Annotated in this window: 20 protein-coding genes; 4 read left to right on the top strand and 16 right to left on the bottom strand. The window is 51.5% G+C overall.

Annotation, left to right across the window (positions count from 1 at the left end; all coding sequences use genetic code 11):
* Nucleotides 1–19: 19 nt before the first annotated feature.
* The 6 genes from ACT53G_RS03145 to ACT53G_RS03120 all read right to left on the bottom strand — a co-directional run bounded on the left by ACT53G_RS03145 (nt 20) and on the right by ACT53G_RS03120 (nt 4,189).
* The gene (locus ACT53G_RS03145) at nt 20–382 is read right to left on the bottom strand and encodes a PilZ domain-containing protein (protein WP_275355029.1); all 363 of its coding nucleotides are present in this window, start codon (nt 380–382) and stop codon (nt 20–22) included.
* Between the two features lie 124 nt (nt 383–506).
* Entirely contained in the window at nt 507–1,517 is a 1,011-nt protein-coding gene (gene holB, locus ACT53G_RS03140) for a DNA polymerase III subunit delta' (RefSeq protein ID WP_476168688.1), read from the bottom strand.
* Nucleotides 1,511–2,116, bottom strand: coding sequence for a dTMP kinase (tmk, locus tag ACT53G_RS03135; RefSeq protein ID WP_476168687.1), 606 nt, complete (start codon nt 2,114–2,116; stop codon nt 1,511–1,513). Before tmk ends, holB begins: the two co-directional genes overlap by 7 nt.
* Nucleotides 2,117–2,145: 29 nt before the next feature.
* Nucleotides 2,146–3,150: an endolytic transglycosylase MltG gene (gene mltG, locus ACT53G_RS03130; protein WP_476145754.1), complete on the bottom strand. Its 1,005-nt coding sequence runs from the start codon at nt 3,148–3,150 to the stop codon at nt 2,146–2,148.
* Nucleotides 3,137–3,976, bottom strand: a complete 840-nt coding sequence (gene pabC, locus ACT53G_RS03125; protein ID WP_476168686.1) for an aminodeoxychorismate lyase — start codon at nt 3,974–3,976, stop codon at nt 3,137–3,139. The genes mltG and pabC overlap by 14 nt, the downstream gene beginning before the upstream one ends.
* 9 nt (nt 3,977–3,985) lie before the next feature.
* Nucleotides 3,986–4,189, bottom strand: a complete 204-nt coding sequence (locus tag ACT53G_RS03120) for a hypothetical protein (protein WP_194746865.1) — start codon at nt 4,187–4,189, stop codon at nt 3,986–3,988.
* Here ACT53G_RS03120 and ACT53G_RS03115 point away from each other — a divergent pair.
* On the top strand, nt 4,188–4,631 hold the full coding sequence (locus tag ACT53G_RS03115; protein WP_476168685.1) for a hypothetical protein: 444 nt from the start codon (nt 4,188–4,190) through the stop codon (nt 4,629–4,631). The genes ACT53G_RS03120 and ACT53G_RS03115 overlap by 2 nt on opposite strands.
* A 109-nt stretch (nt 4,632–4,740) precedes the next feature.
* Here ACT53G_RS03115 and ACT53G_RS03110 read toward each other — a convergent pair whose 3' ends face one another.
* The 9 genes from ACT53G_RS03110 to ACT53G_RS03070 form a co-directional block, all read right to left on the bottom strand.
* A complete protein-coding gene (locus ACT53G_RS03110) occupies nt 4,741–5,235 on the bottom strand; it encodes an aminoacyl-tRNA deacylase (RefSeq protein ID WP_313988961.1) in 495 nt (164 codons plus the stop codon).
* Nucleotides 5,236–5,426: 191 nt separating this feature from the next.
* On the bottom strand, nt 5,427–5,801 hold the full coding sequence (locus tag ACT53G_RS03105; RefSeq protein WP_476168684.1) for a nucleotide pyrophosphohydrolase: 375 nt from the start codon (nt 5,799–5,801) through the stop codon (nt 5,427–5,429).
* A 34-nt stretch (nt 5,802–5,835) separates the two neighbouring features.
* On the bottom strand, nt 5,836–8,079 hold the full coding sequence (locus ACT53G_RS03100) for a putative bifunctional diguanylate cyclase/phosphodiesterase (RefSeq protein ID WP_476168683.1): 2,244 nt from the start codon (nt 8,077–8,079) through the stop codon (nt 5,836–5,838).
* Between the two features lie 291 nt (nt 8,080–8,370).
* Complete coding sequence (locus ACT53G_RS03095; protein WP_476168682.1) at nt 8,371–9,522, bottom strand: THUMP domain-containing class I SAM-dependent RNA methyltransferase; 1,152 nt, start codon at nt 9,520–9,522, stop codon at nt 8,371–8,373.
* Nucleotides 9,515–10,306: a polyamine aminopropyltransferase gene (locus ACT53G_RS03090; RefSeq protein WP_476168681.1), complete on the bottom strand. Its 792-nt coding sequence runs from the start codon at nt 10,304–10,306 to the stop codon at nt 9,515–9,517. The genes ACT53G_RS03095 and ACT53G_RS03090 overlap by 8 nt, the downstream gene beginning before the upstream one ends.
* Nucleotides 10,299–12,200 (bottom strand): ribonuclease catalytic domain-containing protein, encoded by a 1,902-nt coding sequence (locus ACT53G_RS03085; protein WP_476168680.1) that lies wholly within the window; start codon nt 12,198–12,200, stop codon nt 10,299–10,301. The genes ACT53G_RS03090 and ACT53G_RS03085 overlap by 8 nt, the downstream gene beginning before the upstream one ends.
* A gap of 93 nt (nt 12,201–12,293) precedes the next feature.
* A complete protein-coding gene (locus ACT53G_RS03080; protein ID WP_476168679.1) occupies nt 12,294–14,417 on the bottom strand; it encodes an IPTL-CTERM sorting domain-containing protein in 2,124 nt (707 codons plus the stop codon).
* 139 nt (nt 14,418–14,556) lie between these two features.
* The gene (locus tag ACT53G_RS03075; protein ID WP_476168678.1) at nt 14,557–15,117 is read right to left on the bottom strand and encodes a hypothetical protein; all 561 of its coding nucleotides are present in this window, start codon (nt 15,115–15,117) and stop codon (nt 14,557–14,559) included.
* Nucleotides 15,102–15,599 (bottom strand): hypothetical protein, encoded by a 498-nt coding sequence (locus ACT53G_RS03070; protein ID WP_476168677.1) that lies wholly within the window; start codon nt 15,597–15,599, stop codon nt 15,102–15,104. Before ACT53G_RS03070 ends, ACT53G_RS03075 begins: the two co-directional genes overlap by 16 nt.
* A gap of 182 nt (nt 15,600–15,781) precedes the next feature.
* Here ACT53G_RS03070 and ACT53G_RS03065 point away from each other — a divergent pair, with 182 nt between their 5' ends.
* The 3 genes from ACT53G_RS03065 to ACT53G_RS03055 all read left to right on the top strand — a co-directional run bounded on the left by ACT53G_RS03065 (nt 15,782) and on the right by ACT53G_RS03055 (nt 18,390).
* A complete protein-coding gene (locus ACT53G_RS03065) occupies nt 15,782–17,368 on the top strand; it encodes a protein adenylyltransferase SelO (RefSeq protein ID WP_476168676.1) in 1,587 nt (528 codons plus the stop codon).
* Nucleotides 17,369–17,376: 8 nt separating this feature from the next.
* Nucleotides 17,377–17,850 carry a Fur family transcriptional regulator gene (locus ACT53G_RS03060; RefSeq protein WP_476168675.1) on the top strand — a complete coding sequence of 158 codons (474 nt, stop codon included), beginning with the start codon at nt 17,377–17,379 and terminating at the stop codon, nt 17,848–17,850.
* 123 nt (nt 17,851–17,973) lie between these two features.
* Complete coding sequence (locus ACT53G_RS03055; RefSeq protein WP_313988935.1) at nt 17,974–18,390, top strand: thiol-disulfide oxidoreductase DCC family protein; 417 nt, start codon at nt 17,974–17,976, stop codon at nt 18,388–18,390.
* Between the two features lie 179 nt (nt 18,391–18,569).
* Here ACT53G_RS03055 and ACT53G_RS03050 read toward each other — a convergent pair whose 3' ends face one another.
* Entirely contained in the window at nt 18,570–20,894 is a 2,325-nt protein-coding gene (locus tag ACT53G_RS03050) for a DUF1989 domain-containing protein (protein ID WP_476168674.1), read from the bottom strand.
* Between the last annotated feature and the right edge of the window lie 195 nt (nt 20,895–21,089).

Genomic DNA, 21,089 nt, shown 5'->3' with positions numbered 1-21,089 from the left:
TCTGTCTGCGTGCTAATCACTAAATGGTATTCGACGGTCGGCTAGATTTGAGTGCGGCACCCAAGATAGATTCAATCCGTTTTTTGGCTTCGGCACCGCCATCTTTATCGCTAAACTGAATGCCTATGCCTTGCGGCTTGTTGTTGACCGCCTGCGGCGTGATCCAGATCACCTTACCAACCACCTTGAGCTTGTTTGGATCATTGAGCAAAGTGAGCAACATAAACACTTCTTCGCCCATTTTAAAAGACTTGCTGGTGGGGATAAACAAGCCCCCGCCTTTGACAAAAGGCATATATGCCGCAAACAGGGCGGCTTTTTCACGAATCGCCAGCGACAACACACCAGGTTTTGCCGCTGCAGAAGGTTGCATCTCGGTCATGACATCAGCTCCAGAGTACGTGAGCGGTTAATGAAGGATACAGGGATAGTGACTACTTGAGCACAATACTGCGTTGCACGTTGTTGTTTCTAACACCACGCGCCTTGCACCTGATCTCGCGCACTCATTTATTCGGTCTATCCTCAAATATTTTTTTGTATTGCAACAACAACTGCTCCAACTGCAACTCCTGATTGAGCGGATGTTGTGCGGTCATTTTAAAACGATTTAGCTGTTGCTGAAACGCCAGCAGCCGCGATAATTGCACACGCCCGGCCAGCCCCTGCAAAGCAGCTGCTTCTGAGGGATGGTAGCGCAAAGGTTGCTGATGGCAGGACAACCAAACGTCCAGCAACCACTTTTGCAGCACTTGTATCGCCGCTTCCATACCTTGCTTGATCAGCACCGGCACCGCAGCGACCACGTCAATCTCGGCACCGCGGCGTAAGTGCGGTTGAAACTGCTGATACCAGGCATACCAGTCCAGGTCGTCTTGCAGCACGGTAATCGGCGCCCCGCCACTGTAGTGCCAAAGCCATTCAGGTTGAGCAATGCCTTGTGACTGCATCCATTGCAAGCCTTGTGATTCACTGGGCACCGGCATCTCCACCTGCATGCAGCGGCTCAGGATGGTCGGCAGCAACGCTTGTCTTTGATGTGAGACCAGCAAAAACTGCGTGCGCTGCGGCGGTTCTTCCAGCAACTTGAGCAAGGCATTGGACGCCGCGACATTCATGGCTTCCAGCGGGTGAATCAACACCACGCGCATGCCTTCAACACGGTGACTGCTCAGCGATAAATAATCATGCAAGGCGCGAATCTGGTCGATGAGGATTTGCTGCCGCTTGCGGGTTTTCTTTTTGCTGCCCTCAGCGCTGTCTTCATCTTCTGGCGTGATCTCCCTAAAATCAGGGTGCGCGCCTTCGGATAGCCAGTGACAGGACTGACACTGACCGCAAGCATGGCCGTGTTCAGGCTGCAAGCACAGCAAGGCAGCGGCCATCGCGCGCGCAAAAGCCAGTTTGCCGATGCCAGTTTTGCCATGCAACAACAGCGCATGGTGGCGTGACTGGCCTGCTTGCATCCATTGTGCAAATAACGTGGCCTGCCATGGGTACTCTTGGGTCATCAACATTGGCGGATGATTTCTGCAACACTCTGCTGCACGTCAAGCAGGGGGCGATTGGCATCTATGACTCTGAAGCGTTGCGGATATTGGGCAGCCCGCGCAAGATATTGCGCGCGCAACAGCTCAAAAAACGCCGCGCCCTGCGCTTCAAATTTATCCGGGGTGCGTGCGCCCGCCAACCGTTGCAGACTCACCTCTACCGGCACATCAAACAGCAAGGTCAGGTCTGGTTGCAAATCGCCCTGCACCCACTGCTCAAGCTGCTGCATTTTTTCCATGGCCAGGCCACGTGCGCCACATTGATACGCATAAGAAGCATCGGTAAAACGGTCTGACAGCACAATCGCGTCACGCTGCAAGGCGGGCAAAATGACTTGCTGCAAATGCTCGGCACGCGCTGCAAACATCAGCAGCGACTCAGTCTCCACATGCATCTCACGGTGCAAGAGCAAGGCACGCAACTCTTCGCCCAAAGGCGTGCCGCCGGGTTCGCGCGTAGACACCACTTCTCTGCCGGTCGCTTGCAGCAACTTCAGAATAGTGGGGATATGCGTACTTTTACCCGCGCCATCCATGCCTTCCAGCGTAATAAACAACCCTGCCATGTCCCGATTTCCCTTTAAATTTACGACAACTATTTTTTTAACTGATACGCCCGCACCGCCTGGTTATGCGCTTCGAGCGTCGCGGTAAACACATGCCTGCCTTGGCCGTTGGCAACAAAATACAAGGCGTTGGTATTAGCCGGATGCAATGCGGCCTGAATTGAAGCCAGCCCTGGCAACGCAATCGGCGTTGGCGGCAAGCCGCTGCGCGTATAAGTGTTATACGGGGTATCAGCCAACAAATCCTTTTTCCGGATATTGCCCTGGTAACGTGTGCCCATGCCATAAATCACGGTGGGGTCAGTTTGCAGGCGCATGCCTTTGCGCAGGCGGTTCACAAACACACCGGCAATCTGCGGCCGTTCTTCTTCCACACCGGTTTCTTTCTCTACAATCGAGGCCATGATTAAGGCCTCATACATGGTGCGGTAAGGCAGGCCCGATGCGCGTTGCTCCCACGCCTGATTCAAGTGCTGCACCATTTTTTGATAAGCGCGCTTATACAAATCTAGGTCACTGCTTTGCGCATCCAGAAAATACGTATCCGGGAAAAACCAGCCTTCGGGGGCATCGTTCTGGCCGCTCACCTGTTGCATCAGTTCCTGGTCGGACAACATGAGCGTATCGTGGCGGATACCCGGCATTTGCGCCAGCTTTTGCCTGAAATCGGCAAAGGTTTTACCCTCGGTCAATTGCAGTTTGAACTGGTCAAACGTGCCATGCTTGAGCACATCAATGAGGCCCATCACTTGCAAGGGCGTATTAAAGGCATAATCGCCCGCCTGCAACTTGTTGGCACTACCCGTGAGTTTCACCACCAGCAAAAAACTGTACGGCTCGGTGAGCACGCCTGAAGCCACCAACTGGTCGGCAATCGCACGCACACTGGCCCCGGCAGGAATTTGCATGCCTATGGTTTCTGAGGCCATGGGCAGCGGGCGGATCAAAAAGATCACGATCCAGATGGCTAATGCCAGTGTCGTCAGGCCCAACAAGGCCAGACTGTATTGAAAAAAACGTTTAATGAACAACATAATGCAACTGGGTTCTGAGGGTGTGTGCCCAATCATTGTGTGCCAATGGTTGCGCATCAAGCTGCGTCACCTGTAACACGCCATAGACACTGTTGGTGATAATCACGGCATCGGCAGTGAGCACATCTTGTACGGTCAACCGGGTCAAGCTGACCGGCTGGCCTTGCGTTTTATACCAGTCCAGAATTTTTTGCCGCATGACCCCGGCCACGCCACACTGGTCCAATATCGGGGTCATGACCTGCCCGGCCTTGCGAATAAAAAGATTGCCGCTCACCGCTTCGACCACCTGATCTTGGTAATCCAGCATCAAACCGTCAAAAAAACGGGGGTCTTTCAGCTCGGCTCGGGCCAAGACATTTTCTAGCCGGTTTAAGTGCTTGATGCCTGCTAACAAAGGCTGGCTGGCCAGACGTGTCTGGCACTGATAGAGCGCGACGCCCTCAGTATATATGGCCTCAGGATAGACTGGCAAAGGGCTCCAGACAAACACGCGGGTAGGTTCGGCAATGGCGGGTGGCGCATAGCCGCGGGCGCCGTCGCCACGCGTAATCATGATTTTGACCACGCCGGATAATTTGGTCTCATCCTCACCGGCAGACATCAGGCTTTTGAATTCTTGCATCAGCAATTCAGCCGACGGACAGACCATCAGGATTTTGCTGCAATCCGCAACTAGGGTTTGATAATGCAGGGGCCAGTCTTGCAGTTCACCATCTAGCAGGCGCATGGTGCGAAATATGCCATCGCCATAAGCAAAACCGCGGTTGGTCGGGCTCACGCCGCTCACCAGTCTCCCATTCACGCAGTAACGCACCAAACTCATGTTTCGCCATTAAATATCTGTGTTTCTAACAAGGCTGAACCTTACCATAAATCTGCTGGCACTGACGGGTGGCTGGCCAAAAATGCAGGCCAGCACACTGGAAAAATGCGGCAAATTAAAAGAATTAAAGGGTGTTCTAAAGTTTTTTTCTGGCATGCCGTTAACAAGATACGCGGTAATGTGAGCGAAATAATGATTAAGGGCTTCGATCATGTCTATTTCAAGTATACAAAACAGCAATGTGTCGTCGTTATTGAACAAGGCTTACAACACGGATAACAGTGCTGCGACCGGCAAGGTGCAAACCACGGACAGCAAACAGGCTGATGAGACGCCGCAAACTGCGGCAGAAGCCGCTGTTGAAAGCGCCAAAGTGATTCTTGGGGGCCAACAGGCGCCACAAACCTACACAGCGCAAGGCTTGATGCAACAATTACGCCAGTACCAGCTCGACAACGCTACAGTAATGTTTGGGGACAACAGCGACGACGCCAATCAGGATGCACTGCCTGGTATGCTTGGCAATAACGCTGAGGAGTCAGACAGCAGCAGTCAGGACTGGGCTAGCACCATCAGCAAGAACCCAGGTCAGGCAGCCGTGATGGTCGAGCGCAGTAAAAGTAACTCCCTGAATACGATCTTCAACAACAAATAAGTCGGCAAGTCGTTCAGCTTGACTGACGACCGGACTCACCACGCAGTGGGCGAGTCTTAACGTCCCTGCGACGCCAGGCACTTACATGCTGCGCGCTTCTAAGCTGAAGTTAAACCTTCACAAACTGCCCAACCGGGTATGCGCTCAACAAGGCTTGCAAATCACTGCCACTCAGCGCCAGTGCATAGCCCAGCACACCACTACCAATCACCACCCGATCGTAACTCAAAACGCTTTGGTCAACCAGCACGCGCAAGCCAGCGGGCAAAGCAATCGGCGGCACTGCACCAACCACATAGCCGGTGGCCTCAGGTACTTCGTCATATTCTGCCATACGGCACTTACGCTCACTCAAGTGCGCGCGCAACAAGGCCCAATCGGCACGGCCAGCGCCCGCCACCGCGAGCAGACTAAAGCCAGTATGCTCCCCTTTAAACACGACACTACGCACGACCGATTGTGGATCCAGGCCTTGTGCTGTTAGCAGCTCTTCTAGGCTGCGAATTGGTTTTTTGTCTTCACTGAGCGGGATTTCGATGACCTCGAACGCGATGTGTTGCTGCTCGAGCAAACGGGTTACCGGGGAATCTAAAGTTACACGCATGGCTATTCCTTCAATATAACAAACTACATTAAATTCAACATTTAAATGCGCGGGTGCTTCTATCAATTCAAGTTGCTAAGTCAGACAAGACGCGACTAAAAAGTTTTGACGTCGCATATAGCGGATGTGTAAGGAGACATTTTTTATGCGCAACGCAGTATAGCGACGGAAATTGAGTTTATAGAAGTGCCCTATTGATATTCTGTATATTTAGCATTGCTCCCCTTGCATTTTTCAACCGGGTATTTTTGCGCATTCAACTCAATCTTGGCGTTGGTGGCCGCAATCAAGTCTATGCCACACACCTCGGCAATCCGCAGCAGATAAACAAAGGTGTCGGCCAGCTCTTGCCCAACTTTTTCGCGCGTGGCGGCATCCAACTGGCGGCTGTTATCCTCAGTCATCCATTGAAAATGCTCTACCACTTCTGCCGCCTCAACTATCATGGCCATGGCCAGATTTTTTGGGGAATGGAACTGCGCCCAGTCACGTACCTGCACAAATGCATTAATGCGCTCACGCAAATTCAGTAAAGAGTCAGTCGTTTGGTGTTGGTGTTCAGTCATAAATAAACTCAATAAAACAATAAGATGGGAAGCTTTATTGCTGCGCAAGCAACGCTGCAAATTCATCGGCAGGCAAGGGTCGGCTAAATAGATAACCTTGCATCTCGTCACAGTCATGCGATTGCAGAAATTCGAGCTGTGCCTGGGTTTCTACCCCTTCTGCGATCACTGTTAATCCCAGACTTTGTGACATTTTGATAATCGCAGTGACAATTGCCGCATCGTTGGCATCCACTTGTATATCACGAATAAAGCTTTTATCGATTTTAATGGTATTTACCGGCAATAGCTTGAGATATGACAGACTGGAATATCCTGTCCCAAAATCATCTACTGATAACCGGACACCCATCTCTTTGAGCTTGTTCAAATCGTTAATCACGGTCACCTCAGTCTGAATCGCAACGCTTTCAGTCACCTCCAGTTCGAGATGATAGGGTTGCAGACCTGTTTGTAATAACACTTTAGTCACTTCTTGTGTAAAGTGCGCATGGTGCAACTCAACCACCGAAACATTAATCGCGATGGGAATCTCGGGCAAACCGGAGTCTTGCCACTTTTTATTTTGCGTACACGCCTCGCGCAATACCCAATGACCAATGCCTCTGATCAAGCCAGAGTCTTCGGCAATCTTGATAAAACGATCTGGCATCATCATTCCCCATTGCGGATGCACCCATCGGATCAGAGCCTCAGCGCCGATGATCTTGCCGGTTTTGATGCTGACTTTTGGCTGATAAAAAAGCAGTAACTCATTGTTTGATATTGCTTTTTGCAAACTGTTTTCCATCGTAAGCTGAGCCGCGACACGTGCACTCATTTCCTTGGTAAAAAACTGGTAATTATTTCTACCTGAATTTTTGGCATGATACATTGCCGCATCCGCATGTCTTGTCAGCACATCGACATTGTCGCCATCATCAGGATATACGGCAATCCCAATACTGGCCGTGATAAACAACTCGTGATTTGCGATGCTGATCGGGTCCTTGATGGAAAACAGTATTTTTTGTGCAATTTCGGCTGGGACGGCATCATCTGTTAACTCTGGCAACAACACTACAAACTCATCCCCGCCCTGGCGACTGAGCGTGTCAGAGGCACGAATGCACATTTGCAGCTTTTTGCTCAATACTTTGAGCAATTGATCGCCCACTTCATGGCCCAGGGTATCATTCACCCGCTTGAAGTGATCTATGTCAAAAAACAGAATGGCAAGCTTGGAACCTCTTCTTTTCGCTGCACTGATCGCTTGCGTAATACGGTCTGTCAGTAACAGTCGATTCGGTAAGTCGGTCAGATAATCATGCTCGGCAAGGTAGGTCATTTTTTGTGCCATCTGACGTGCATCACTCACATCATGAAACACCAGCACGACCCCTAGAATGTTGCCATCCTGATCACGAATCGGCGCCGCAGAATCTTCAATCGCGTATTCAGCGCCAGATTTGGCGATCAGCAAGGTATGATTGGCCAGTCCGCAGACCTTGTTGTGCGCCAGCACCACATCCACTGGGTTAGCAGCCAGCTTGCGGGTGCTTTCATTCAAAATCCTGAACACCTCCAGAATCGGCCGCCCCATTGCCTCGGCTTTGCTCCAGCCTGTCATTTTTTCGGCCACTGGATTCAGATAAGTCACCTCGGACTGCATATTGGTGGTGATCACCGCATCGCCGATGGACTCCAGCGTGACAATTGCCAATTGTTTCTGGTTAAACAGCTCAAGTTCTGTGCGTTTTCTTTGTTCGATCTCCTGTCTTAAACTCGCATTGATATTGCTCAGATCTTCTGTACGCGCCTTGACCAGATACTCAAGATTCAAATTCAATTTTGCCAAGGCCTGTTCTGCGAGCAATCGTTTCTGCACTTCGGACTCTAGCCTGGCAATGGTTGTTTTTAGCTGCTTGGTACTGGTAATCGTCAACGCAACTGGCATCAAGCGCCACAGCATCACTGCCGTGATCCCTGAAGCCACTGCTGTTAAGCATTTCATTGTGGCATCAAGCCAATAAGCTGGCTCCCAAATGGTTGCAATTGCAATCAAATGCGTTGTTCCACAGGCAAAGATAAACAGGGAAAACATGAAAAATACCCAGTTAAACTCCAAGTCCGCGCGTTTTTTAACCAGGTAAAGCAATGCCATCGGAATCGTATAGTAAGAAATCGCAATGACAGTGTCAGAAACAACATACATCCACAACAGGACGGGCGTCCATAAATAGCAATGGCCATGGGGCATGAAGTTATCAGGGACCAACAAACTCAACAAAGCATCCATAGCAGCCTCTTAGTTGATTCTTCATTGTTGAAATGTGACGACTTAAATCTGCTTAATCACGTTCAGCATAAGAAATGCTAACGATAATATTTGCCACTATAATTTATACTAAACAATAGAAATGCGGTTCAGATAAAACAATCATTAACATTTGATCCAAGCGTGCACTTTGAGACTGCAATGCAATCTGCCAGCATCTGTCGTCCTTCACAGACACTAGAGATTGCAGCGGATGAATACATGCGACCTACATTGATGCATAAGGCATCGACGGATAAGAATACAACTGCCCTATTTACGGTTACTTCCTGCCACCATCTTGATTTCAAACAACCGGCATTCCAATGGGCCGTTATACAGTGGTGTTTTCTTGCTGGGGCTCAGACGCATGAGCTTGGGCAAGCGCAAGTCGTTGGTCAGGAAATAGGTATTCCAGCCAGAGAACTTCTGTTTGAGCGCAGCGGCCATTTCGGGGTACAAGGCGGCCAAGGTCTCATCTTCACCAATACGCACGCCATAAGGCGGGTTGGCGACCAGGACACCGCTGTCAGCGGGCGGCACCACTTGCGTGAATTCCCAGTGTGTTAGTTGTACGGCGTCCAGCCAGCCCGCCATTTCCAGGTTCTGCTTGGTGACGCGTACGGCACGTAAATCCATATCCGAGCCGTAAATGCTCTGGAAACTGACCGGCTTGGCAGCTTTGGCCGCGGCATTGCGGATTTTACGGAAAGTATCAGATTCAAAGTTTTTGAGTTTTTCAAAGCCGAAATTGCGATTTAAACCAGGCGCAATATTGAGAGCTATCATCACCGCCTCAAGCAAAAAGGTGCCACTGCCACACATGGGATCCAGCAAGGCCTGGCCCGGCTGCCAGCCGGTGAGCTTGAGAATGCCCGCGGCCAGGTTTTCACGCAACGGCGCTTCTATGCTGTTTTTGCGGTTGCCGCGCTGGTACAGCGGGTTGCCTGAAGTATCGACATACAGTTGGTAGCTGTCGCTGGTCAGGTAGACGTGGACACGCACCGCGGGTTCGCGTGTATCAATGTTCGGGCGGCTGCCGACGGCCTGTCGGAATTTATCACAGATGGCATCTTTGACGCGCAGGGTAATAAATTCCAGGCTTTTAAGCGGGCTGCGCACGGCCGTGACCTTGACCATCATGCTGTGTTTGACATCAAACCAGTTAGGCCAGTTAATTTTGAGCGCGCCCTGGTAAATATCGTCTTCTTTCAGATACTGGCCCCGCCCCACTTGCATGAGAATGCGCGTGGCGACACGCGAATGCAGGTTGGCGTGATAGCACGCCGACAACTCGCCGCTAAAACTGGCACCGCCATCGGTGGCTTTAATGTCGCGCGCCCCGCTCTGCTTGAGTTCGTCGACGAGAATGGCTTCCAGGCCACGTGGGCAGGTTGCGAAAAAATGATTCAGAAAATTAGCCACCGAGTTGAAACTCCTTGCCGTTATTGGGGTTTGCGCCTTGCAGGCGGTCTATGAGGTCGGGAAAGTTGATACGATGCGTCTGCATAGCGTCTTGCGAACGTTTGCGCAACGTCGCCAGATCCGGGATGGGCAGTTCGGCTTTAAAGCCGAACACGATGATGTTACCGGGCTTGCCGGTAGGCATCATGAGTACGCGCTGGTCAAACGTCTGCTCCATGCGCTGCATGTAGATATCAAACTTTTTGTCCGAGCCCCACAGGTTAATCGTAAACAAGCCATCCGGCGTCAGTGCATCGGCACAGTCGTCAAAAAAAGCCTGGGTGCAAAAGTCTGGCGGTAAGCCGTTGCTGCCAAAGGCATCCATCATCAGCCAGTCGACACTGCCAGGATGCTGCTGCAGATAGGCAACACCATCGCCTTCGATGATCTGTAATCGCGCATCGTCATCCGGCACAAAAAAATGGCTGCGGGCGACCTGGATCACTTGCGGATTCAGTTCCACCACCGTTTGCTTAATCTGCGGACAATATTTCCATACATATTTGGCAATCGAACCACCTCCCAGCCCAACCAGCAACAGTTTGCGCGCGTCCGGCTTGAACAACAAGCTGCTCATGGCGCCCCAGGAGTAGGCCAAGACCAGCGCAAACGGGTCTTTCACGCTCATACTGCTCTGTATGGTCGGCGAGCCCAAGTGCATGGAGCGCACGCCATCCATTTCGGTGACTTCCACCATTTCAAAGTCGGAGACGGCTTTGTGCACTTTACGGTTAAATTTAAACATTAGGCGCCTCCATGCTTGCTTCCACCACAGCCTCGGCTTCCGTTGAGGGTTCTGTGGTCTCTTCGATCAGGTGCAGGAATTTACAGTCCAGCTCCATCAGTAAAGTATCGACTTTTTGTACCGCCAGCCGAACTTTGCTGCCGGGCTTGGTCGCTGGCAAACTGTGTACCTTGGTCATATAGGGCAAGTTTTGCAGGCGCACCAAATTCTCACGCCAGACCGTTGCGTCGATTTCAGTGATGTGTTCCTGGATCAGGTACTGCAAGCACCAGTAGCGCTCCATCCGCGTCTGGAACTCGTTGTAGGCATTATAAGTTTGATCAAAGTTGCGCATATGGCCGACAATTTCATCACTGTTGGCCGGGTAGACTGGCGGTGTCAGGGTCAACACACTGATCAGTTGCCGCTGGTTGATCAAATCCACCGCGCGGCGCAACGGCGAGGTACACCAGGCATATTGCGCCACGCCCAGGCCCTGATGGCCTTCGGCTTTGGTGGTCATGTACACTTTGCCACCATTTTGTGCGCGATAAATACCGGGCACTTCGTTTTGCGCCAGTAACAGGCCCCATTGGCTATTGGCGGCAATCATGAGCTCGGCCACCAGTTTATCCATGGGAGAGCCGCGCTGGCGGTTGATAATGCTGACCTTACCCTCGCTCACATAAAAATTGTAATCCACCGGTTGTGGCCGGGTCGGGTCATATTTACCGCGCGCTTTTTCCAGGCTCTCGGCAAAGCGGAACAAAAACACCAACGGTTGCCATAGCGGATGGCCACTGTCCTCGGTCAGCGTCTGCTCGTTAAAATAAGGCTCCAGCGTGTCGTGGCGCAGGTTTTCGATGATGGTTACCTGCTCCAGACGGCTTTGATGGCTAACAATGCTGAAATCAGGTGCCACTTCAAGATACAGGGACAAAGCTGGCTTTACTTGGCCGGCATCCAGGCTAAACGGACGGATGGCCGCTTCTGGCAACATGGTGATTTTATGCCCGGGCATATAGACCGTAGACAGCCGCTTCATGACCTCATTATCCAGCGACGCATGCGGCGATACTCCCAAGGCTGGCGCGGCAATATGGATGCCGACCTGCGTGTTGCCATTAGGCAGCGCGGTCACCGATAAGGCATCATCAATTTCGGTGGTGGTGCTGTCATCAATACTAAAGGCCTGCACCGCTGACAAAGGCAGCGCCTCGGGGAGATCGGCCAGTGTAAACGGCGGGAACTCCGTGCCATTGGCAAAATATTCGCGTAAAAACGCCCCCAGGTGGTAATCATGAATCGAGGCAATGGCGCCACTGGCATGTAGCACTTGCACCGGCAGTTGCTTGAGTTCGCTGGCCGCCTGATCCAGCGCTTTCCATTCCAGGCTGTTTTTATCCGGCGCGTAGAGCAATTGGTCCAGTTTACTGGCAAAGCCGTCTGGCAGACTGTGCACTTTGAGTTGTGCAACCATCTGTGCCAACAGCTCAGCTTGCTGGCGCTTTTTCTCCATCCCCGCCAATGCCGCTTTCAGCGTGTCCTCAGGCGCAGCCTTGTAGCGTCCTTTGCCTTTGCGGTAAAAGTACATGGGCGCGCCATGCAATTTAATGGCAATGGCAGCAGCTTGCTGATGACTGGGTTTGCCGCCATAGTATTCCTCGGCCAGGCTTTCAAAACCAAACTCGTCCTCGCCACAGCATTCCCATAAAAAATCGGTATCCAGGGTCTCGGCTTCGGCCTGGGCGGCCTCCAGAAAACCGGACAAACTCCCCTCGAACCGCATCAAGACATTGGCGGTTTTGATTTTGCTGCGCTTGCCCGAGCTCGCTTCGACCTGCATGCTGCTATCGGCCTCGGACATGATGGAGGCGACTTTAAAGCCGCCATCCTCTTCATAAAATACGTTCATTCAACTGATTCTTTAAAATACAGCCGTAATGATACCTTAGCGCGTTTGATTCAGCGTGCAAGAAATGCCGAGATGAAAAAAGAAAAGGGAGCGCTAAACTCTCTGGAGGTTTCTGCGGTTCAAAAAAATCAACATACAAGCCAGGAGAATGAGACCCCACTCAGGCAGCGTCGGCACATCAGTCACTGTGGAGGCCTGAGTGGCTGGTAACGAAAATGTTGTCGAGTTATTGCCAGTGTCAGCATCCGCCAAGTCAGAATTCACAGAGATGACCAACGGTGGGACATCCTGCGTATTGGTCCACGACAGTTGTACATTAAAACTGCTTGAACTCCCTGCATTCAACTGTGCAACGCGGCAAGTCAGTGTTCTGCCCTGCAATTGGCATCGTTGGTCTGCACTGACCAGATCCGCCCCCGTTGGCAAATTCAGTTGTACGGCAACATTGGTGGCATTCGAGGGCCCGCCATTGGCAACAGTTAAGGTGTAAAGATAAGGCGTGGCCACCGCAAGTTGTTGGTTAGGGCCACTAAAAGTAACGGATAAATTGGCATTTGCCTGCGTGTTCAATTGCCATGACAGTTGATAACTACCGGCATCCGTTTGATTGGTGTTGAGGGCGATATGGTATTGGGTATTTGCGCTAGCTTGAAAATACAGGGGGGAATTCGCATTATCAATTCCTGCTTTAGGCGTTAATGCGCTGATTGCTGTCCCGGTATACACCGCAAGTCTGGGGTTCGCAACGCTGCCATTGACGGTAAGCGTTACTTGGCCAGAAGCTGGTGCCGTCCACTGCAACCAGACCGTATTTTGCGCTGCCAGGTCGGCATGGGCTGGCTCGCTCACTTCTGCCGTCGCGAGCTGATTGGTGCCACTGACACTGCCAGAGTCGCCACTCATCAAGGCGGGGTTAGAAAATGAATCATTTTGCGGACGGGCTGCAGCGCTTAAATCTAGCCTGGGTTTGACAAGACTGTTACGACTGTCTGTGACAGGTTTGCCAAAGCTGGTCAATCGCGCTTGAATTTGATCAGCTGTTTCATTAACAAACGCTGACCTTAACACGGCGACCGCACCAGCCACATGCGGAGACGCTTGAGAAGTGCCTGCCATCGTGATCCCTGCTGCGGTGATTAAAGCACCCGGCGCCAGCAGGGTTAAATAATTGGCACTGTTTGAAAAACAAGTGACTTTATCCGCGGCCGAAGCCGTATCGGTACAGTTACTATAGGCCAAGCCTCCAACATTACTGTCGTACACCGCCCCGACTGAAATGGCCGCTGGCGCGCAAGCAGGTGTGCTGATGCCATCCAGATATCCATCATTGCCTGCGGCAACCACCACATTAATGCCGGCATCCTTTGCCCGTTGTATCGGGCTGGTAAAAGGATTAGACTGGCAGGGACTGGTATTTTTATCCGACGCCCCCAAGCTCATGTTAATGGCCACAATGTTGTATGTGGATCGATTGGCAACCGCCCAGTTGATCGCACTTAAAATATCGCTTGTATAAGCGCCGCCACTATTATTGAAGACATTGATTGCTGCAATTTTGGCCTCTGGCGCCACCCCCAATACCGTCGCCGCCACATTGCTACCATGATTTGGGCTGGCATTGGCTGTGCCAGAATTGACGATGGTGTTAGCCACCACCACGCGACACGTCGCCGAGGGCGTCGCCACAGCAGTACAAGGACCAAACGCCGATTTTGTAAAGTCGATGCCATCATCAATCACGACCACGGTGGCCCCTGCCCCCTTGTAGTTGACCTGGCTGACGACAGGCTGATTGATCAAAGGCAAGCTCTGCGTGAGTACCTTGTGCATGATCCGGTCAACATACACGGCCTTGATGTTGCCATTGGCCATGAAGGTTTTGAGCGACCTGAGCGATTTAAAACGCTTTAAGCTCAGTGGCAAGTATGGATAGTCTTTAACTCCCTGGATGCCCTGCTGCAGCTCTAGCGATTTCATTTGGCTTTTAAGTGAAGCATACGCCTTGCGCTTGATTGCCAACACATCGTCATTATCGGTCTTGAGCCGCTTATTCAAGCGGGTTGCGATCAGGCTTTTATTCACAGATGCATCATCATATTCAACAATTAAATCCTGTGTCTCGCCCTGATTAAAACGGGTCAGGATTTCTTGCTCAATGTCTGCTGCATGAGAACAGGTAGAAAAAATGATGAGGAAATACAGCAGTAAAATAGGCATCGTGCGCTATCAATAATGAATTGTCAGTAGCTTACAGATGCTAATTTTTATTTATGAAGGCTTGATGAAGGCAGAACCATGCCCGGCAAGATGCGGGTATTGAGGGACCATGGCAAGCCCCCGCTGTACTCTCAAGCAGCTAAGCCAAGAAAATGGCCAAACAGCCGATCATCAACCCCAATATTAACCGGCCACCGTTTTCAAGTATCTGTTGCCAAGCAGTCAAGATTGAAAAGTCTGCAATGCCATAGTGCGCATCAATCATTTGCCACAAGGCAGCCAGCAAGACGAATGGCACATCGATGCACCACACCAGCAGCGTACCTAACAGCCCGTAAGCAAGGGCCAGCAAGCGTTTACGCATAAAGATCTCTGGCCAGGACAAGATCAGCGCTAGGCATACCGCCAGGCTTTGCCAAAGATGCACCAGCGTCGTACTGGCATGCGCAACGCCGCTGGGGTCCACTTCAATAAAATGCTTTCCCAACCAGAAAGACTTTGCCAATCTCACCTTAAAATCAATGACTTGCGCATCGCCTACTGTCATCACCTGGGCAGAGATCACCTCGAAACGACCATCAATCAAAGTCAACAGGCCTTTAAAAAGTGGCAAAAGTGCCTGGATACAGGGACTGAAAAAGGCATTGAGCGCCAGCCCAATGCCCAAGACATAACAGAAAAACATTATTGCAAAGCGCATGTGGACCCATCATCCGCCAGAGGTTGGGTAGAGGCGGCCAGCCACCATGCATAAAATATTCCGGTGGCGCCCAACATTAAAAAAGGCGCAAGAATACCGTGGGTAAAGGTAAAGTGCTGGCGATCGTGCTGCAATACTTCAAACAACAGCAGCAACCGTAGTTGATTGATTAAAAATAAAAACAGTAACCCATACATGGCGCCCAGCAGCTTTTGCCGCAGGCTTAATGTTGAGCTTAACAGTGCAGCGATCAACATTAGCATCATTTCCACCCCATCACAGCCATTGGCAATATTCATGCTGGCATGTGCGCCTGTCAGCAGGCTGCCTGCCACCGTCACTTGTTCGTCCGCCAGCCAGCCTATCGTAAAAGCCAATGTCCGGGTAATGACCTTGTTGATCCACCATGCCCCTACGCCGGTATCGGCAACACTCAACCACATTTGCTGCATAACGATAAACAGACAAAAAAATATCAACACGCCTTTCAACTTTTTGACGTCTTGAAAACTTAAACCTTGCAGATGGTTCATAGGGGAAAACGACTTTCAAAAACAGTTTTGTGCGAACACTGCAAAGGCACGGGATTTGATGCGCCAGAGTTTAGCATGGATGAAAATGTTATGATTAAAGCACTATTGATGCACGGCATTGTCCATTTCATATGCGCCCTTTAACTTTTGATAACCGTTTTGTCCGAGAACTACCGGGCGACCCGATCCGCCACAACTACACCAGACAAGTCAGTGACTGCCTGTGGTCTGCCGTACAACCCACCCCGGTCAAAGATCCGCAACTGATCGCCTATAGCGCAGAAGTGGCCGAGATGCTGGGACTCACAGCCACCGACATGCAAGACCGCGAACTGATACAAACGCTGGGTGGCAATGGCATGCTGGACGGCATGTTTACCTATGCCACCCGCTATGGCGGCCACCAGTTTGGGCACTGGGCCGGTCAACTAGGGGATGGGCGAGCGATTTACCTCGGCGAACTGGTGCACGGCGGAAAACGTTTTGAATTGCAACTTAAAGGCGCAGGCGAGACCCCCTACTCACGTTCAGCCGATGGCCGCGCCGTATTACGCTCCAGCCTGCGCGAATTTTTATGCTCGGAAGCCATGTACCATCTAGGCGTGCCAACCACGCGCGCCTTAAGCCTGGTCAAGACCGGTGACCAGGTGGTGCGTGACATGTTTTACGATGGGCATCCGCAACTGGAACCCGGCGCCATTGTCTGCCGCGTGGCCCCTTCATTTACGCGTTTTGGGCATTTTGAGCTGCTGGCCAGCCGTGAAGAATTCGCGCTGTTAAAACGCCTGATTGGCTTTACCCTGGACCGGGACTTTGCCGACTGGTTGCCGTCAACCGGACTGACGCTGGATGTGAATGACCCAGCCCCAGAGCTGATTGAAGCCTGGTTTGAAGAAGTGTGTGCCCGTACGGCAGTCATGATCGCGCACTGGATGCGTGTGGGCTTTGTGCATGGCGTGATGAATACCGACAATATGTCTATCCTCGGCCTGACCATAGACTATGGCCCTTATGGCTGGATAGATAATTTTGACCCTGGCTGGACACCCAACACCACCGACGCACAAGGGCGCCGTTATTGCTTTGGCCGCCAACCCGATATTGCCCGCTGGAACCTGGAAAGGCTGGCAGAAGCCTTGGGTACGCTGTTACCATCCACACAAGGCCTGGCGGACGGAATCGCCACCTATGACCAAACTTACTTCCGCGCCCTCACCAGCAGCCTCGCTGACAAGTTTGGGTTTGAGCGCTGGCAAGAGGGGGATGGCGAGCTCATCAACCAGATTTTTGAGTTCATGACCCGTGCCGAAATTGACCAGACACTGTTTTTCACCCAGCTTGCGCAAATTGACCTGCAACAACCGCAAGTCAGCACCCTGCAAAACGCTTTTTACACGCAAAAAGGCTGGCAGGATTTTAATCAGGATATTCAGGCCTGGCTGATGAATTATTGCCAGCGCCTGGCGCAATCCCAGCAAACAATAGAGCAACGGCAGCACCGCATGGCTGCTGCCAATCCGGTCTATGTGCTGCGCAATTACCTGGCTCAAGAAGCCATTGATTTAGCGATGACTGGCGACAATAGTCGACTGCTGGAATTACTGGAAGTATTACGCCACCCTTATACCCTGCAGCCTGGCAAAGAGCACTTTGCGCAAAAGCGCCCGGACTGGGCAAGACAAAAGGCGGGTTGCTCCATGCTGTCGTGTAGTTCATAATTTTAGCCATGGTTACCGCTGAACAATTGATAATAGAAGCCGGGTTACGCCCGACACAAGCACGAACGGCCGTACTCACAACGCTGATCAACTCGCATACCGCCTTGAGTCAGCCTGAAATCCTTAACGCCTTACAAGGCGTGAAAGAAATTGACCGGGTCACGGTGTATCGCGTCCTCGACTGGTTACAGGAAAACGCCCTCATCCACAAAATCTCCACCGAGGACCGCGCCTGGAAATACCAGTTAAACAGCCCTAAACGCAGCTTTAAAACGCCGAACAGCACGTCCCCTGGCATGCTTAACAACCACGGTCACGCCCACCTGCTCTGCCAGTCCTGCGGCACCGTGTTATGCATACACGAACTCGCTGCGCATATTCCACAAGCGATTTTTGATACTTATCAGGTGTCAAATATTGAGATTAGCTTGAAGGGATTGTGTCCGGATTGCCAGAAAGCGGCTGCAGTCGCGCACGCTTAACCTGCTGGTGTTGTAGACGCAATGAGCACGCGAACTTGCGTGATTTTTGATGCTCATAAGTGAGTGGATTCAAGGCCTAAAACCAGCGCTTTAATCTAGCAAAAACCTTTTGAGAACTAAATCATGCGCTCACAAATTACCTTTCCGCTGACCATTTATTACGATGCCTCCTGTCCCTTGTGTCGGACTGAAATGGAGACGCTGAAGCAAGCCGATGCTGCCAATCAGCTTATACTGGTCGACTGTTCACAAACTGCAATGCAGTTACCCGACAGTTGCCCGGTCACGCGTGACGCCCTGATGAACAGGATTCATGCGCAAGACGCCATGGGACGCTGGATCAATGGTGTCGATGTCTTTGCCGCGGCATACACCGTGACAGGCTTCACAAAGATGGGCAAATTCTGGTCCAGTCGAATACTAAGGCCCTTGCTTAGCCGGGCATATCCGTGGGTGGCCGACCATCGTCAGTGGCTCAGCAAAACACCCTTGCCGTGGTTGTTGCATAAGCTCATCTCAAAAAACGCCAAGCCGCGCTAGTTGGCTCATCACAATGACCTTAGTGATTGGTCTGGCAAAGACCCTTACACTCTAAATCTTTGCCATGCTGGATGCACTGACTCAGTGTATGCATCACAATTCAGCGCGGAGAAACGCCCCCCAGCAACACAAAGGCATTAAGACCATGTACGACACAGGATCTATATGTCTCATCAGCCTCATGCGAGTAGTTTCTCGCGCTTAGGGTCATAAAAAGGCAACTTCACGACCTCTCCCGCCAAACGTTTCTGTTGCCCATCCAGCTTACCTATTTCCAGGCGCGTGCCTATGCTGGAAAAATCGGGTGCCACGCGCACGATGGCAATCTGTTTTCCCATCAATGGCGAATAAGTAGCGCTGGTGACGATGCCAACCGGGAAACGCCCATGATAAACATGATCGCCATGACTGGCAGGGTCGCCACCTTGCAGAATCATGCCGACTAAACGATGTCGGCTCTCGGGCGCTTGCCGCGACAAGGCTTCACGGCCGATAAAGTTTTCCTGTTTGCTATTTAAAGGCACACTGAAGCCAGTGCCTGCTTCAAATGGAGTGGTGCTGTGGTCAAACTCGTGCTCAGCCATGCTCAAGCCGGCTTCAATGCGCAAGATGTCAAGCGCATTCAAACCCATCGGGGCAATCTGAAAGCGCTGACCCGCTTGCCACACAGCATCCCATAATGCTTCGCTATCATCGGGGTGACACCAGACTTCATAGCCCAGTTCGCCTGTGTATCCGGTTCTGGAAACCATCAAGGGTACCCCTGCAGCCCCTCCTAGGCGGCCAATCGCAAAGTGAAACCATTTGAGCTTTTCAACCGAGGGCTGACTCTCCGGGGTCCAAATCAGCTTGCTTAACAACTCGCGGCTGTTCGGGCCCTGCACAGCAAGATTGTCTAGCTGTGCGCTGGCGTTGCGGATGCTGACTTTAAAGCCTTTTTCTTGGGCTTTTTCCCTCATCCAGATACCGGTGTATTCCGCACCACAACACCAGCGAAAAGCCTGTTCTCCCATACGAAATATGGTGCCATCATCGATCATGCCGCCGGTTTCAAGACAAATCGCCGAGTGCGCAATTTCACCGATGGCCATGCGGCTGATGTTCTGCGTTAATACATACTGCAAAAAAGCCACCACATCAGGGCCGACGATTTCAAATTTGCGTATCACCGACAAATCTAGCAGTGCCACGCGCTCACGACAGGCGAGATATTCTGCATTCGTCCCCCAGCCATCGTATTCAGTGGCCACCCAATAGCCTGCATAGTCGATAAACTTTTTGGTCATTGCGGAAGTTCGGGGGTGAAAACCAGAAGATTTGGTCATGCGAGGCAGCTCCTCAGAAGTGTTGCGATAGGCAATGGCGCGGGGAAAGTCTTGTGCAGCATCGTAAATACGTACATGAATATCGGTCGGATGCCAGCCATTGGCTGGGTCTATATCGTCAGGACAAGCGGAAGAGGCGCAGACAAGGTTTCGCTCAGCACGCATTAAAATATAATCTCCCGCCCGTGACCACGGTTCATCCATCAGCACGGCGCCCGAGGCGTCAATAAAGGTGTTAAAAAACAGATTAATCGCTGGCCAGCCAGCCCGTGGTGCAATGCCATAGTGAGCCAATCGTTGGTTAAAGTTGTCGGTGCAACTGGCATGGCCGAAATAGCCACTGTCCTCGTAATATTTGGGGGTACAAGCCAGTAGAAAACTATCGTGCCGACCCACGGTATCCTGCACCACTTCTATCATGGGTTTCAGATCCGAACCAAGGTATCGTGAGTGCAATCCGGGTACAGGATTGCTCAAGCCCATCACCGTTCTGGTCGCTGTCGCATCCAGTCCCAACACGCTGCCTTGTGCCAACGCCTGTTTATCAAACGCAATAAAATCCGAGCATTGCTTGCCAGACACATCAATAATCTGAATCCATTCGCCTTTTTTGACTTCATAGGTCTGTGCCGTGGCGCGACTAACCCTCAACTCGTGCTTGATTGGCGCCAATGGTGCTGGCAAGGGTGGTTCTGCCAGATTGGCGTAAGTCACGGTAATGTCCACTTCGGTGACTGGCGTGTGCGCTTCAACAGACATGTTTGGACCAGCCGCGACAATCACGACAGTCAAATCATTTGCCACTGTAAATTTGGCATGCTCTGCACCTGACACTTTGATTGCTTGCTGCAAAGAAGACGCATCCAGCTGCCAAGTTTTTAATTGATTACGCAGCCTTTGGGAGGCCGCACCACGCTGCTGAAGTTGCTGTTGAATACCTACCGCGACGACTGGCGGACGCTTGTCGAGTAACGCAGGTGCCAATGTGCCATGTGCGTCCAATACAATCAGCTCGGTGCTTTGCGCTTGGTCTGGACTTAGAATTTCAAGCCGGTCGCCCGCACTCAGGGATAATTGAATGGCATGTTGTCCATCCAGACGGTACTTGCTAATAGGCTTGGTGAAGGAAGCGCCAAAATAATAGTCCTCCCCCCACTGCTGTTCTTTGATTGCTTGCATCGATTCACCATGTCTTACGAAGTGTCCAAGTTAAAAGCTTGCCTATCCTATGGATATCTATTAATAGGTTGATATTCACCAATAGGCCGTTATCCAATGCACTAATATTGACTTTGACGGCATGAGATTCAATTACCCTCATGGCGTACCACTTTGGTATTAGGCTTCGGCTTCACTCAGCCATGTCAACAATGC

It is taken from the genome of Methylophilus sp. DMC18, assembly GCF_056314005.1.
Note: the sequence above shows the minus strand (reverse complement) of the source record. Positions and strands in the feature narration are given on the sequence as shown.

Coding starts and splice junctions, on each gene's coding strand:
- ACT53G_RS03145 (WP_275355029.1), bottom strand. CDS start 382: ATGACCGAGATGCAACCTTCTGCAGCGGCAAAACCTGGTGTGTTGTCG.
- holB (WP_476168688.1), bottom strand. CDS start 1,517: ATGTTGATGACCCAAGAGTACCCATGGCAGGCCACGTTATTTGCACAA.
- tmk (WP_476168687.1), bottom strand. CDS start 2,116: ATGGCAGGGTTGTTTATTACGCTGGAAGGCATGGATGGCGCGGGTAAA.
- mltG (WP_476145754.1), bottom strand. CDS start 3,150: ATGTTGTTCATTAAACGTTTTTTTCAATACAGTCTGGCCTTGTTGGGC.
- pabC (WP_476168686.1), bottom strand. CDS start 3,976: ATGAGTTTGGTGCGTTACTGCGTGAATGGGAGACTGGTGAGCGGCGTG.
- ACT53G_RS03115 (WP_476168685.1), top strand. CDS start 4,188: ATGTCTATTTCAAGTATACAAAACAGCAATGTGTCGTCGTTATTGAAC.
- ACT53G_RS03120 (WP_194746865.1), bottom strand. CDS start 4,189: ATGATCGAAGCCCTTAATCATTATTTCGCTCACATTACCGCGTATCTT.
- ACT53G_RS03110 (WP_313988961.1), bottom strand. CDS start 5,235: ATGCGTGTAACTTTAGATTCCCCGGTAACCCGTTTGCTCGAGCAGCAA.
- ACT53G_RS03105 (WP_476168684.1), bottom strand. CDS start 5,801: ATGACTGAACACCAACACCAAACGACTGACTCTTTACTGAATTTGCGT.
- ACT53G_RS03100 (WP_476168683.1), bottom strand. CDS start 8,079: ATGGATGCTTTGTTGAGTTTGTTGGTCCCTGATAACTTCATGCCCCAT.
- ACT53G_RS03090 (WP_476168681.1), bottom strand. CDS start 10,306: ATGTTTAAATTTAACCGTAAAGTGCACAAAGCCGTCTCCGACTTTGAA.
- ACT53G_RS03085 (WP_476168680.1), bottom strand. CDS start 12,200: ATGAACGTATTTTATGAAGAGGATGGCGGCTTTAAAGTCGCCTCCATC.
- ACT53G_RS03080 (WP_476168679.1), bottom strand. CDS start 14,417: ATGCCTATTTTACTGCTGTATTTCCTCATCATTTTTTCTACCTGTTCT.
- ACT53G_RS03075 (WP_476168678.1), bottom strand. CDS start 15,117: ATGCGCTTTGCAATAATGTTTTTCTGTTATGTCTTGGGCATTGGGCTG.
- ACT53G_RS03065 (WP_476168676.1), top strand. CDS start 15,782: ATGCGCCCTTTAACTTTTGATAACCGTTTTGTCCGAGAACTACCGGGC.
- ACT53G_RS03060 (WP_476168675.1), top strand. CDS start 17,377: ATGGTTACCGCTGAACAATTGATAATAGAAGCCGGGTTACGCCCGACA.
- ACT53G_RS03055 (WP_313988935.1), top strand. CDS start 17,974: ATGCGCTCACAAATTACCTTTCCGCTGACCATTTATTACGATGCCTCC.
- ACT53G_RS03050 (WP_476168674.1), bottom strand. CDS start 20,894: ATGCAAGCAATCAAAGAACAGCAGTGGGGGGAGGACTATTATTTTGGC.